The 12810-nt window shown below is 69.9% G+C and carries 12 protein-coding genes; 4 read left to right on the top strand and 8 right to left on the bottom strand.

Going from position 1 to position 12810, the window contains the following annotated elements:
• Positions 1 to 321 precede the first annotated feature (321 nt).
• Genes infB through rimP form a run of 4 tightly spaced genes read right to left on the bottom strand, consistent with a single transcriptional unit; the run spans position 322 to position 5779 of the window.
• Positions 322 to 2781 carry a translation initiation factor IF-2 gene (infB, locus tag Q1A87_RS16565; protein ID WP_299653619.1) on the bottom strand — a complete coding sequence of 820 codons (2460 nt, stop codon included), beginning with the start codon at positions 2779 to 2781 and terminating at the stop codon, positions 322 to 324.
• Positions 2778 to 3410 carry an RNA-binding protein gene (locus tag Q1A87_RS16560; RefSeq protein WP_299653616.1) on the bottom strand — a complete coding sequence of 211 codons (633 nt, stop codon included), beginning with the start codon at positions 3408 to 3410 and terminating at the stop codon, positions 2778 to 2780. Before Q1A87_RS16560 ends, infB begins: the two co-directional genes overlap by 4 nt.
• Positions 3411 to 3425: 15 nt before the next feature.
• The gene (gene nusA, locus Q1A87_RS16555) at positions 3426 to 5192 is read right to left on the bottom strand and encodes a transcription termination factor NusA (RefSeq protein ID WP_299653613.1); all 1767 of its coding nucleotides are present in this window, start codon (positions 5190 to 5192) and stop codon (positions 3426 to 3428) included.
• Positions 5193 to 5194: 2 nt separating this feature from the next.
• Complete coding sequence (gene rimP / locus Q1A87_RS16550; protein WP_299653610.1) at positions 5195 to 5779, bottom strand: ribosome maturation factor RimP; 585 nt, start codon at positions 5777 to 5779, stop codon at positions 5195 to 5197.
• A gap of 156 nt (positions 5780 to 5935) precedes the next feature.
• On the opposite strand from rimP, the gene Q1A87_RS16545 reads away from it, so the two are divergent.
• A complete protein-coding gene (locus tag Q1A87_RS16545; RefSeq protein WP_299653607.1) occupies positions 5936 to 7456 on the top strand; it encodes an FAD-dependent oxidoreductase in 1521 nt (506 codons plus the stop codon).
• On the opposite strand, the gene Q1A87_RS16540 is transcribed toward Q1A87_RS16545, so the two are convergent.
• Positions 7453 to 7695 (bottom strand): I78 family peptidase inhibitor, encoded by a 243-nt coding sequence (locus Q1A87_RS16540; RefSeq protein WP_299653604.1) that lies wholly within the window; start codon positions 7693 to 7695, stop codon positions 7453 to 7455. The genes Q1A87_RS16545 and Q1A87_RS16540 overlap by 4 nt on opposite strands.
• Positions 7696 to 7831: 136 nt before the next feature.
• Between Q1A87_RS16540 and Q1A87_RS16535 the strand changes: the two genes are divergently transcribed.
• A complete protein-coding gene (locus Q1A87_RS16535; RefSeq protein WP_299653601.1) occupies positions 7832 to 8533 on the top strand; it encodes an NYN domain-containing protein in 702 nt (233 codons plus the stop codon).
• Between the two features lie 97 nt (positions 8534 to 8630).
• A complete protein-coding gene (locus Q1A87_RS16530) occupies positions 8631 to 9776 on the top strand; it encodes an MFS transporter (RefSeq protein WP_299653598.1) in 1146 nt (381 codons plus the stop codon).
• 625 nt (positions 9777 to 10401) lie between these two features.
• On the opposite strand, the gene Q1A87_RS16525 is transcribed toward Q1A87_RS16530, so the two are convergent.
• The 3 genes from Q1A87_RS16525 to Q1A87_RS16515 form a co-directional block, all read right to left on the bottom strand.
• Positions 10402 to 10854: a MarR family transcriptional regulator gene (locus tag Q1A87_RS16525; protein ID WP_299653595.1), complete on the bottom strand. Its 453-nt coding sequence runs from the start codon at positions 10852 to 10854 to the stop codon at positions 10402 to 10404.
• 70 nt (positions 10855 to 10924) lie between these two features.
• Complete coding sequence (gene grxC / locus Q1A87_RS16520) at positions 10925 to 11182, bottom strand: glutaredoxin 3 (protein ID WP_299653593.1); 258 nt, start codon at positions 11180 to 11182, stop codon at positions 10925 to 10927.
• A gap of 39 nt (positions 11183 to 11221) precedes the next feature.
• Positions 11222 to 11980, bottom strand: coding sequence for a ComF family protein (locus Q1A87_RS16515; protein ID WP_299653591.1), 759 nt, complete (start codon positions 11978 to 11980; stop codon positions 11222 to 11224).
• Positions 11981 to 11997: 17 nt separating this feature from the next.
• Between Q1A87_RS16515 and Q1A87_RS16510 the strand changes: the two genes are divergently transcribed.
• Positions 11998 to 12810: an SAM-dependent methyltransferase gene (locus Q1A87_RS16510; RefSeq protein ID WP_299653589.1), complete on the top strand. Its 813-nt coding sequence runs from the start codon at positions 11998 to 12000 to the stop codon at positions 12808 to 12810.

The following is a 12810-nucleotide window of genomic DNA, read 5'->3' as shown; positions in this document are numbered from 1 at the left end:
CTCGCTCGCGACAATCATGCCGCCGTGGCGCGGAAAATCCACTTATCCCGGCTGTTCAGTTTTCCCGAACCACCTCTTGGTTTCGCGAAGGCTTGCACGACTGAAAAGACGGAGCCGCATCCCCTTGCCTTTTTGCCAACGTCTACGAGACGCTATCAAGAAACTACGTCCCTAATGTCAGGAAGTTCTATCGTGATGCGCCAGAGATCGAGGTGAGACCAAAGACCCTAGGGCAGAGACCGCACAGTAGGTCGAGACCTAATCGTACGACGTTTAAAAAAGGGCCCCGCAGGGCCCCTCGTCGTTACCGTCTGCCATGTCTCAGGCGAGGGTGCGCTCCACTTCTTCCCGCTCGAAGATCTCGATGACGTCGCCTTGGCGGACGTCGTCGTAATTCTCGAAGGCCATGCCGCATTCCTGCCCCGACTGGACCTCGCGGACCTCGTCCTTGAAGCGCTTCAGCGTCTTCAGCGTGCCCTCGTGGACAACCACGTTGTCACGCAGCAGACGCACCCCGGCGGACCGGCGTGCCACGCCCTCGGTGACGAGGCAGCCCGCGACGTTGCCGACACCGGTGACACGGAAGACCTCGCGGATTTCGGCGTAACCGATGAAGTGCTCCTTGATCTCGGCGGAGAGGAGACCGGAAGCGGCCTGCTTCACATCGTCGACCAGGTCGTAGATCACCGAATAGTACCGGATCTCCACGCCCTTCTGGTTCGCCGCAGCCCGCGCGGGGGCATTGGCGCGGACGTTGAAGCCGATGACGGGTGCCTTCGAAGCCTCGGCCAGCGTGATGTCGCTTTCGGTGATGGCGCCGACACCGGAATGCAACACGCGGACGCGCACCTCCTCGTTGCCGACCTTCTCCATCGCCTGCATGATCGCCTCGGCAGAGCCCTGAACGTCTGCCTTGACGAGGATCGGGAGCTCGCTGACGCCCCGATCCTCCTTGGCCTTGGCCATCAGCTGATCGAGGGTGGTCGCGGCACCGGCGGCGGCGCGCTTGTCCTTCGCGGCGTGTTCCCGATACTCGGCGATCTCGCGGGCCTGCGCCTCGGTCTCGACGACGTTCAGGACATCGCCCGCCGCGGGCGTGCCGTTGAGGCCCAAAACTTCCACCGGCACGGAAGGACCGGCTTCGTTGACCCGCTCGCCCTGGTCGTTGACCAGCGCGCGCACCTTGCCCCATTGCTCGCCGACGACGAAGATATCGCCGCGGCGAAGCGTGCCGTTCTGCACGAGAACGGTCGCGACCGGGCCGCGGCCCACGTCGAGCTGCGCCTCGATCACGGCGCCCTGGGCCGCCCGGTTCGGGTTGGCCTTGAGCTCGAGGATCTCGGCCTGCAGCGCGATCGCCTCGAGAAGACTGTCGAGCCCCTTGCCGGTCTGCGCCGAAACCTCGACGTCCTGCACGTCGCCGGACATCTCCTCGACGACGACCTCGTGCTGAAGCAGCTCGGCCCGCACGCGGTTCGCGTCAGCGCCCTGCCGGTCCATCTTGTTGATGGCCACGATCATCGGGACGCCGGCGGCCTTGGCATGGTTGATGGCCTCCACCGTCTGCGGCATGACCGCGTCGTCGGCCGCCACGACGAGCACGACGATGTCCGTCACCTGCGCGCCACGGGCCCGCATCGAGGTGAAGGCGGCGTGGCCCGGCGTGTCGAGGAAGGACAGCTTGGTATCGCCGACCTTCACCTGGTAGGCGCCGATATGCTGGGTGATCCCGCCCGCCTCGCCGGAGACGACCTTGGTCTTGCGGATCGCATCCAGAAGCGAGGTCTTGCCGTGGTCGACATGGCCCATGATGGTGATGACGGGCGCGCGGGGCTGAAGGTTCTCGGGCGTGTCCTCGACCTGGTCGATGACTTGCTCGACATCCGCCTCGGAGACGCGCTGCACCCTGTGGCCGAACTCCTCGATGATGAGTTCCGCCGTGTCGGCGTCGATCACCTGGTTCTGCGTGACCATCATGCCGTTCTGCATGAGGGCCTTCACCACCGCGGCCACCCGTTCGGTCATGCGGTTGGCGAGCTCGGAGACGACGATCGTGTCGGGCAGCTGCACCGTGCGCGCGACCTTCTCCTGCTGGACGTTGCCGCCGCCACCGCGACGTTGCCGTTCCTGCTTGCGGCGCATGGAGGCAAGGCTGCGCTGCCGGCCGCCCTCGCCACCGGCGAGCGCCTGGTTCACGGTCAGCTTGCCGACGCGGCGGTCGTTGCCGCGCGGCTTGCCCGAATCGTCTTCGCGCTTGCGCGGCGCGTCGGTCCGGCCGGGACGCGCGTCGGGCCCGAGGTTGCGCTGACGCGGTTCCGCAGCGGCGGCGGGGGCGGGCGTCGGCTCGGCAGGGCGCGACTTGGCCTCGACGGCCTCGCGCTGACGGCGTTCGTCCTCCTCGGCGCGCTGGCGGGCGAGTTCGGCCCGCTCACGCTCCTCGCGCTCCTTCGCCTCGATCTCGGCGCGGCGCCGGCTGCGCTCCTCCTCGCGGGCACGTTCCTCGGCGGCGCGGCGCTCGGCATCCTCGGCCTCGCGGGCCTTGGCGGCCTGAAGCGCCCGCAGGCGACGGTCCATCTCCGCGTCGGTCGTGCTCGTCTGGCGGCCGCCCTGGGCGTTGACCGCGGCGGCGCTCTGGGCGCCGGGCTTCGGCACCTGCACGCGTTTGCGCTTGGTCTCGACGACGACGTTGTTCGTGCGTCCCCGGGCAAAGCTCTGCTTCACGGTTCCGCTTCGTGAACCGCCGCCTAGGCCAAGTGGTTTCTTGCCGTCCTGATCGCTCATGCGTTCTTCGATTCCCTCTCGGCGGCCGGAATGCCGCCTTCTGTGTGTCTCATGCCCTGAAGCCTTGCGGCTTCCTCTACAATACGCCGCGCCAAGGTTCCAGATGCCACCGCAGCGTGTATCACGCGGTCGCGTCCGAAGGCCTGGCCCAGCTCGTCGGCAGTCAGGAAGCCGATCCATTTGCCGCCCTGCGGCGTCGACAGCTTGCCCTTGCCGCGTTCCGATCCGTCGGCGGCCTGCAGGAGGACCTGCGCCTCCTCCCGGTCGAGCATCGCCTTGACCTTCTCGTAGCCGGCGATCGCGCGTCCCGCCTTGCGGGCGATGGCGATCGCGTCCTGGAGACGCTTCAGAAGGCCGGCCTCGACCTGATCCGCCAGATCCTCGGGAACGTGCACCTGTTTCTTCGCGCCCCGAGAGAACATGCGCTTCCCGACGGCCTTTTCCAAGACCCCCCGGTCGGCGGACACGTAGATACCGCGGCCGGGCAGCTTGCCGGTCACGTCCGGATAGATCATGTCCTCCGGTCCGACGACGAAGCGCACGAGACCGGCTTTCGGGCCGGTCTCCCCCGTCACGATGCAGCGACGTTCAGGTTCGTCGCGCGATTTGTTGCGGCCCCCGCGGCTCAAGCAGTTCCGGGGCGATCACGCCCCGGCCTCCTCGGGCTGGGGCGTGGCGTCGTCCTCGCCGGAGCCGACCACGTCCTCGGGCGAGACCCAGCCCAGCATGACGCGCGCCGTCATGATCAGGTCCTGCGCCTCCTCCAGCGAGACGTCGAACTTCTCCAGCAGACCGTCGTCCTTCACGCGCTCGCCGTTCTGCATCGTCCAGCCGCCGGCCAGCTCCCAGTCGGCGCAGGTCGCGAACTCCTCGAGCGTCTTCACACCGTCGACGGTCAGTGCCTCCAGCATCTGCGGCGACAATCCCTCGAAATTGGCGAGGTCGTCCTGCAGGCCGTTCTCGCGCGCCGTCTCCAGCGCCTTCGCGTTCTGCGCTTCGAGATAGTCCTTGGCGCGCGCCTGAAGCTCCTCGGCGGTGCCCTCGTCGACCCCGTCGATCACCAGCAACTCGTCCATCTCGACATAAGCCACCTCCTCGAGGTTGGTGAAGCCTTCGGAGACCAGAAGCTGGGCGAAGAACTCGTCGAGGTCCAGCGTGTCCATGAAGAGCTTCGTACGCTCCTCGAACTCGGCCTGCCGGCGCTTGGATTCCTCCTCCTCGGTGAGGATGTCGATGTCGAGCCCGGTGAGTTGCGACGCGAGGCGCACGTTCTGGCCGCGCCGCCCGATGGCGAGCGAGAGCTGCTCCTCGGGGACGACGACCTCGATCCGCTCGGCCTCCTCGTCGAGGACGACCTTGGTCACCTCGGCGGGCTGCAGCGCGTTGACGAGGAAGGTCGGCGCGTCGTCGTTCCAAGGGATGATGTCGATCTTCTCGCCCTGCAGTTCGTTCACCACGGCCTGCACGCGCGAGCCGCGCATGCCGACGCAGGCACCGACGGGGTCGATCGAGCTGTCGTAGGAGATCACCGCGATCTTGGCGCGCGACCCCGGATCGCGGGCGCAGGCCTTGATCTCGATGACGCCGTCGTAGATCTCCGGCACCTCCATCTTGAACAGCTCCTCCATGAACTCCGGCGCCGTGCGGCTGAGGAAGATCTGCGGGCCGCGCACCTCGCGGCGCACGTCCTTGATGAAGACGCGGATTCGGTCGCCGGGGCGGTAGCTCTCGCGGCCGATCTTGTCGTTGCGCCGCAGCACGCCCTCGCCGGGGTTCAGGTCGACGATGAGGTTGCCGTATTCCTCGCGCTTGACGGCGACGTTGATGATCGTGCCGACGCGGTCCTTGTATTCCTCGAACTGCTTGTCGCGCTCGGCCTCGCGGACCTTCTGCAGGATGACCTGCTTGGCGGATTGTGCGGCGATCCGGCCCATGTCGACGGGCGGCACGATGTCGACCAGCATGTCGCCCTCCTCGGGCGCGTGGGACTGGTCCGCGGCTTCCATCTTTCCGCGATCCGCATCGGTCGGCTTGCGCAGGTGGAAGGCATGCACGTCGCGCGTGTGGCTCACGCCCTCCTCGTCGATGGTGGTGGACTTCGCATGGGTGACGAAGACGTTGGGCCGGGCGACCGAGACGGCGTTGGCCGCGCCCTTGGCGGTCGACTCGGCCTTCTCGTTCTCGAGCAGGTCCTCGTCGACGACGGTGCGGACGCGGGTGAAGGTGGCGCGGCCGGTCTTGCGGTCGATCGACACGCGGATGTCCATCTCCGAGCCGTAGCGCGACTTCGCGGCCCGGGCGAGGCTCTCCTCCATCGCCTCGATCACGAGGGCGGGGTCGATCATCTTCTCGCGTGCGACGGCTTCTGCGGTCTGCAGCAGCTCGAGCTGGTTTGCGGATGTGATGGCCATTCTCAGTCTTCCTCACCGTCCATGAAAGTCGTCACTTCGTCGAACTGGGTCTCATCGATCTGACCCTTGTCCTTGCGGGCGTTCAGCACCTCGCGGATCAACTCGTCGGTCAGGATGAGCTTGGCATCCGACAGCCACTCGAATTCGAGCCCGATCGTTGGCGTCTCGGTCCCGCGCTCGATCTCGATCAGCACTTCGCTGCCCTCGGTTCCCTGCAGCATGCCCTTGAAGCGCCGCTGGCCGTCGATCAGCTCCGTCGTCTCGACCCGCGCCTCGTAGCCCGACCAGATGTCGAAATCCTTCAGCCGCGTCAACGGCCGGTCGATGCCCGGGCTCGACACTTCCAGCGTGTATTCGCCGTCGATCGGATCCTCGACGTCGAGGTTGGCGGACAGGTCGGTGCTGATCCGCGCCAGATCGTCGACCTCGATCCCGCCCTCGGGCTTGTCGGCCATGATCTGCAAGATCGGCGTCTTGCCGGACATCAGGCGCAGGCGCACGAGCTCGAACCCCATGTCTTCGACGATGGGGTCGACGATCTCGGCCAGACGCTTGTCCAGCGCGGTCTTGGCAATGAGGTCGGACATGAATCTTCCAGACACAAAAAAACGGGCGCGCGGCCCGTCGATGTTTCCCGGTGGAGCCCCGCGAGGCGCCGCTGTTGAGGGGGATATAGGGGAGGGGTCCGGAACATGCAAGCACATGCGGGGATTGATCCGCGACGCACCCGCAGGAGACCTCGCATGCCCCGTTTCGACACAGCCGCGCTCGCCGACATTCCCGAAGACACGCCGGTCAAGGCAAGCGCCGGGGCCACCGATCTCGTCCTCATCCGGCAGGGTGACGAAGTGCGTGCCTTCACGCACCAGTGCCCGCATCTCGGCCTGCCGCTCTCGAAGGGCGTGGTCCGCGGCGATACGCTCATCTGCGCCTTCCACCATGCCTGCTTCGACACGCGGACCGGCCGGCAGGCGCAGCCGCCGGGGCATGGCGACCTGCGAAGCTACGACGTGACGCTCGAGGACGGCCGCGTCTGGGTCGACGTGCCCGAATTGCCCGACGGGGCCGAACCGCACCCGCTTCCCGCATATGCGCGGCGCGGCCTCGACCCGCGGCGGTTCGTGATCGTCGGCAGCGGCGCCGCCGGGGAGGCCTGCGCGCTCGCCCTGCGGGAGCAGGGATTCGAGGGGCAGGTCGAGATGATCTCGCCCGACACCCGCGCGCCCTACGACCGCACGGCGCTCTCCAAGGCGGTGCTGGCGGGCGGCAAGCGCGTGGACGACCTGACGCTCGCGGCCGCCGATGCGCTCGCCGAGCGCGACGTGACGCGGATCGCAGGGACGGTCGCGGCGATCGAGGGCAGCCATGTCGTGCTGGCAGATGGCGGGCGGCATGCCTTCGACGCGGTGTTCCTTGCCCCCGGCGGGGCGCCGAACGTGCCCGATCTGCCCGGAACCGACCTGCCCGGAATCCATGCCCTGCGTTCCGCCGACGACGGGCAGCGCATCGCCGAAGCCGCCGCCCATGCGTCGAAAGCGGTTCTCGTCGGCGGCGGTTTCATCGGGCTGGAGGCGGCGCTGTCGCTCGCCAAGCGCGGCCTCGACGTCACGGTGGCCATCCGCGACGCGGTGCCGCTCGCGAAGGTCCTCGGCGAGCGGATCGGCCGCGCGATCATGGCCGAGCACGAGGCGAAGGGCGTGCGCTTCCTGACCGGCGCCAAGGTCGCGGGGATCGAGGGGACGGATCGCGCCACGGGCGTGGCGCTCGAGGACGGGACCGTGCTCGAGACCGACCTCGTGCTGCTCGCCGTCGGCGTGCATCCGGCCACCGGCGCGATCGAGGGCCTGCCGCGGGAGGGGAACGGCGCGGTCGCCACCGGGGCCGACCTGTCGGTGCCGGGCCTTCCGGGCGTGTATGTCGGCGGCGATTGCGCGCTGGCGCCGACGCCCTTCGGTCCGGCCCGGATCGAGCATTGGCGCGTCGCCCGCCAGCACGGCATCCGCGCCGCCCGCGCGATGCTGGGCGCGCCCTCCGCGCCGGACGACATCCCGTTCTTCTGGACCGCCCTCGGCCGGCAATATCGCTACGTGGGCCACGCGGAGGGATGGGACGACATCCGCTTCGACGGCGATCCGGCCGAGGCCTTCGTCGCGCGCTACGTCAAGGACGGGCGCGTCATGGCGGCCGTCGGCGCGGGGCGGGACGCGGACCTCGCGCGGCTTCATCTCGACATGAAGGCGGCGGAGGGTCCGCTCCCGGCCTAGCCGCAATCGAGCGCGACGATGGTGCCGTCCGCGTCGGTCCGGATGTTCATCCGGTCGGGGCGGTGGTCCATCGTCACCATGTCGTCCGGGCCCACCACCCGGTGCGGCAGGTCGGCGGGCAGGGTGATCGCCGCGACGGGCCGGCCGACCAGGTCGGCATAGTCCTCCGCGCCGCAGCCGGTCTCGCTTTCCCGGCAAGCGGACAGCAGGGCGAGCGGGATCAGGAACACGCGTGTCATGCGGCGACCGTCTCCCTCCCGGGGACGGATTGCAATGGCCGCGCCGCCCCGGCACGATGCGGCGACGCAGAAACGAAAGGACATTGCGATGCGAAGGGACGCCACCGACGGTCCGGCAGGTCGGAGGAGCCGCGCTTTGCCCGCGCGGGACCGCGCCCTTCTTGCCGTGCTGATCGACGCCGATAACATTCCGGCGAAATACGCCGAGGCGATCCTGAAGGAGATCACCGGGCTGGGCGAGCCGGCGTTGCGGCGGGTCTATGGCGACTGGTCGGGCGGGCATCTGCGGAACTGGGCGGACAAGGTGCTGGAGCTCGGCCTCGTCGCGCATCAGGAGACGGCGAACACCAAGGGCAAGAACGCCTCCGATATCGGCCTCGTCATCGACGCGATGGACATCCTGCATGCGGGGCGGTTCGACGGATTCGTGCTCGTTTCCTCGGACAGCGACTTCACGCGGCTGGCCTCGCGCATCCGCGAGGAGGGGCTCGACGTGATCGGCATCGGCGAGGGCAAGGCCCCGGAATCGCTCAGGAATGTCTGTAACCGCTTCATCCTGATCGAGAACCTCGTCGACGAGCCGGCGACGCAGAAGGATGCGCCGACCAAGCGGCAGCCGCTCGACGCGCTGCCTCTGATCCTGCGGGCGATGGAGCGCATGGATCAGGACGACGAGTGGTACGCGATGGGCGCGCTCGGCAGCCAGATCATGGCGGAGATGCCGGACTTCGACACGCGCACCTACGGCAAGCGAAAGCTCTCGGATCTCGTCGGCGAGATCAAGCGGCTCGAGACGCGGATGGACGGCACGCAGGTCATGGTGCGGCGCCGGGACTGACGCCGTCCGGCGCGTGTTACGGCCGTGTGATGGCTGTGTTACGGCTGTGGCACAGCCGTGGGACGGCGCCGCTCCTCCCTTTCTCGACAGGCCCCCGATGTCCCGCAGCACGATCCTCGCCTCGCTGGCCTTTCTGGCCTTCATCAGCCTCGGCCTGCCGGACGGCCTGCTCGGCGTGTCCTGGCCGTCGATGCGGCAGAGCTTCGGCCTGCCGCTCGACGCGCTCGGCCTGCTCGTCGGGTTCGCGACGGCGGGCTACCTGACGTCGAGCTTCGTGAGCGGCGCGGTCCTGCGGCACGTCTCGCTGGGGATGCTGCTGACGCTCTCGACCGGCGCCGCCGCCACGGCCCTCCTCGTCATCGCCGTGGCGCCGGTCTGGCCGGTCCTGCTGTTGGCCGCGTTCCTCGCGGGTCTCGGCGGGGGGGCGATCGACGCGGGGCTGAACGCCTACGGGGCGGTGCATTTCTCGGCGCGCATCCTGAACTGGCTGCACGCCTTCTTCGGGCTCGGCACGACGCTCGGGCCGCTGATCGTGACGGGCGTCCTGAGCTCGGACCTGATCTGGCGCTGGAGCTACGCCATCGTCGGGGTCGCGCAGGTCGGGCTGGCGATCACGTTCTTCGTGACGCGCGACCGCTGGCGCCCGGTCGAGGTGGAGGAGACGGCGCCGCTGGCCTCCGCCGGATCGGTCGAGACGCTGCGGCGGCCGGTCGTGTGGCTCGGGATGGGGCTGTTCTTCCTCTACAGCGGCGTCGAGCTCGGCACGGCGACGTGGAGCTATTCGCTCCTGACGCTGGGGCGCGGCGTCGAGGAGACGACGGCCGGGCTGTTCGTGACCCTCTACTGGGGCAGCCTGATGGCCGGGCGCGTGCTGTTCGGTTTCGTCGCCGACCGCCTGCCGCTGGTGGGCACGTTGCGCGCCTGCATCGTGGCAAGCGCGGGCGGCGCGCTCCTCTTCTGGTTGGGCGCGCCCGTGCCGTCGCTGGCCGGGCTGATGTTGATGGGGTTCTCGCTCGCGCCGATCTTCGCCTCGCTCATCAGCCTGACGCCGGGCCGCGTCGGCCGCGATCACGCCGACAGCGCCATCGGCTACCAGATCGCCGCGGCCGGCCTCGGCGGTGCCGTGGTGACGGCGGTGCTGGGGCTGCTGGCCGACGAGCTGGGGCTGGAGGTGATCGGTGCGGCGATCTTCGTGGCGACGCTGTTGCTGCTCGCGGCCTACGAGGGGTTCATGCGGCGGTAGGGGCGACGCTCGGGCGGGACCGATACCGTCGGGGAGGGCGGCGCCCGCCTCGGGGCCGTCAGCGCAGGGCGTTGCGTCCTTTGCCTCCCTTGCATCGTCCGGGGAGGCGCCGTCGCGGACGCCCGCGTTCGACCCGGCTCCCGCATCACGGAGAGGGCGGGCCCCGGCCGCGGGTGGGGGTGAAGCCCCCGCCCATGGGGGCGGCCGGGGGCTGCCCGGCCCTAAGGCCGGGCGAGACGGATCGCTGAAGCGTCATCCGGGCTCCGTAAGGTCAACGGAACAGGCTGCCTTGGTCTTCGACGCGACAAGGGCGTTTCCAGCTCGTCGTCGGCAGAACAGTTGGCGAAGCGGCGGGTGCCGGGTTCCTGCCGCGTCCGCATCACGATGAGGGCGGGCCCGGCCGCGGGTGGGGGTGAAGCCCCCGCCCATGGGGGCGGTCGGGGGCTGCCCGGCCCCGGGGCCGGGCGGACGCATCGTTTGGAGGGTCTCGATCGTGTCGTCGGTTGCCCGGAGGGGCGGCCGGAGGCTGTCTGGTGCGTCGCGGGGCGGATGGTGGAAGCGGGGCGTTCCGCGTCCCGATGGGGGCCGCCGATGTCGCAAACGGGCATCGTGCGAACGGGACGTCCTAGTCCTCCCCCTCCCGCGTCCCGAACTGGACGCGCATCTCGCGCAGGACGGGGATCGCGGCGCGGGTGCGGGCGAGGCCGATCTCGCGGACGGCCTCGGTCATGATCGGGCGGATCGCGGCCAGCGCCGCCTCCCGTGCGGTCTGGCCGGCGGGGGAGATGGCGACGCGCTTGCGGCGGGCGTCGTCCCAGTCCGGGCGGACATGGACGTGCCCGGCCCATTCGAGCCGGTTCAGCGTGTTCGTCAGCGCCCCGCGGGTCAGGTGGAACACGCGGGCGAGCTCCGCCGGGCTGCGTTCCTCCCGGTGCTGGGCGAGGTAGTTCAGCACGATGAAATGCGACAGCTCCATTCCCTTGGGCAGGGCGCTGCGAAGCCGGGCGCGGACGAGCTGATCGGCCGTGAGCATCTCGGAGAAGAGGGCGACGGCGAGCTTTTCGGCGTCGTCGCTCACGGAGCGGCGACGCTTCGTCCAACCGGCCCCGGCACGGCCGGACGCGCGCGGGGCGACGGGCCGGCGGGCATCAGCCGTCGAGCAGCGCGTCGAGCTTGCCCGCGCGCTCCAGCGCGTAGAGGTCGTCGCAGCCGCCGACATGGTGATCGCCGACGAAGATCTGCGGCGTCGTATGGGCGCCGTTGGCGCGCTGCTTCATCTCGGGCCGGCGGTCCGGATTCCGACCGAGGTCGATCTCCGTGACCGGGGCGCCCTTGGTCGCGAGCAGGCGCATCGCGGCGGTGCAGAATCCGCAGAGAGGTTGCGTGTAGACGTCGACAGGCTTCATGGCGGAACTCCGGGGAGGGTTGCTAAAGGTTATAGGCGTTCAGCGCCCCTTCGCAACGCGCGCCAGGGCGAGAACGGTGATCCGGCGCGCGCCGCCCCGACGCAGCGCCTCGGCGCAGGCGGTCAGCGTGGCCCCGGTCGTGTAGACGTCGTCGACCAGCGCGACGTGCCGGTCCTCGATCTCCGCCATGGGCCCGAGCGCGATGGCGCCGGCGACGTTGGCCGCGCGGTCGGTGACGGAGCGGTGATCCTGCATCGGCGTGTGGCGCGTGCGGACGAGCGTCATCGGCGCGAAGGTCGCGTCGGCCTGCCGCGCCACCTCCATCGCGAGCAGGGCCGCCTGGTTGTAGCGCCGCCGCAGGAGCCGCCAGCGATGGACCGGGACCGGCGCGATCATCGTCTCGGGCGTCAGCAGGTCGCGGGCGCGGCGGGCCATCCAGCGGCCCGCGCCCCGGGCGAGTTCCGTCCGGTCCCCATGCTTGAGCGCGAGGACGAGCTTGCGCCCGGTCCCCCCGTAGAGGATCGCCGCGCGCGCCTCGTCCCAGGGGCGCGGGACGCGGAGGCATTCGTCGCAGCGCGTGGCCTCGTCCTGACCGGGCAGGGGCACGGCGCAGAGGTCGCAGCAGGCGCCCGACAGGAACGGCGTGTCGGTCCAGCAGGCGGGGCACATCGCGCCGGGCACGTCCACCCGCGCGTCGCACATCATGCAGGTCGCGGGGTAGAGCGCCTGCCGCAGCGTGCCTGCGACCTTCGCGCCCGCCCGAAGGACCGGGGCCGCCCTTTGCATCACCGAGGCCATGGCCTATCTCCCGGGGCATGTCGCAGCCGCCCCTGACCGATCGCACCGCCCTTGCCCTGCATCGTGCCCGCGCGGACGGGTCCGCCTGGTTCCTGCACGAGGCCGCGATGGACGAGGTGCAGGAGAGACTGAAAGACGTTAACAGAGCCTTTACGAAGGCCGCGATCGTCACGGCGCATCCCGATCTGTGGCGGGACGTCGTGCCCGGTGCGACGGTCGTGCCGGAGGCGGACGTGCTGGACCTCGCGGTCGGGGCGCACGACCTCGTGGTCCACGCGATGTGCCTGCACTGGGCCGACGATCCGGTGGGCCAGCTCATCCAGTGCCGCCGGGCGCTGGAGGAGGACGGGCTGCTCCTCGTGGCGATGCTGGGCGGCGAGACGCTGTCGGAGCTGCGCGCGGCGCTGGGGCAGGCCGAGGCGGAGGTGACGGGCGGGATGAGCCTGCGCGTCGCGCCGATGGGCGAGATCCGCGAGCTGGGCGCGCTTCTGGGGCGGGCGGGGCTGGCCCTGCCGGTGGCGGACGTGTCGACGCTCCGGGTGCGCTACCGGGACCTGCGGCATCTGGCGGGCGATCTGCGCGCGATGGGGGAGACCAACGCGCTGGCCGCGCGGCACCGGGCGCCGGCGCCGCGGGCGCTGTTCGCGCGGGCGGACGCGCTCTACCGCGAGGCCTTCCCGGACGGGGAGGGGATTGCGGCCACGTTCCAGATGCTGTTCCTCACCGGCTGGGCGCCGTCCGACACGCAGCAAAAGCCGCTCCGGCCCGGATCGGCGCAGGCGCGGCTGGCGGATGCCCTGGGCGTACCCGAACTGGAGACGAAGCGTTGA

It is taken from the genome of uncultured Jannaschia sp. (assembly GCF_947494055.1).
GTDB lineage: Bacteria > Pseudomonadota > Alphaproteobacteria > Rhodobacterales > Rhodobacteraceae > Jannaschia.
The sequence above is the reverse complement of the archived record's forward strand: the minus strand, read 5'-3'. Positions and strand labels throughout refer to the sequence as shown.

Excerpts from the sequence above, each read along its gene's own strand:
- Q1A87_RS16530 (WP_299653598.1), top strand. The coding sequence starts at position 8,631 with ATGTCCCGCAGCACGATCCTCGCCTCGCTGGCCTTTCTGGCCTTCATC.
- Q1A87_RS16515 (WP_299653591.1), bottom strand. The coding sequence starts at position 11,980 with ATGGCCTCGGTGATGCAAAGGGCGGCCCCGGTCCTTCGGGCGGGCGCG.
- grxC (WP_299653593.1), bottom strand. The coding sequence starts at position 11,182 with ATGAAGCCTGTCGACGTCTACACGCAACCTCTCTGCGGATTCTGCACC.
- nusA (WP_299653613.1), bottom strand. The coding sequence starts at position 5,192 with ATGGCCATCACATCCGCAAACCAGCTCGAGCTGCTGCAGACCGCAGAA.
- Q1A87_RS16510 (WP_299653589.1), top strand. The coding sequence starts at position 11,998 with ATGTCGCAGCCGCCCCTGACCGATCGCACCGCCCTTGCCCTGCATCGT.
- Q1A87_RS16540 (WP_299653604.1), bottom strand. The coding sequence starts at position 7,695 with ATGACACGCGTGTTCCTGATCCCGCTCGCCCTGCTGTCCGCTTGCCGG.
- rimP (WP_299653610.1), bottom strand. The coding sequence starts at position 5,779 with ATGTCCGACCTCATTGCCAAGACCGCGCTGGACAAGCGTCTGGCCGAG.
- Q1A87_RS16545 (WP_299653607.1), top strand. The coding sequence starts at position 5,936 with ATGCCCCGTTTCGACACAGCCGCGCTCGCCGACATTCCCGAAGACACG.
- infB (WP_299653619.1), bottom strand. The coding sequence starts at position 2,781 with ATGAGCGATCAGGACGGCAAGAAACCACTTGGCCTAGGCGGCGGTTCA.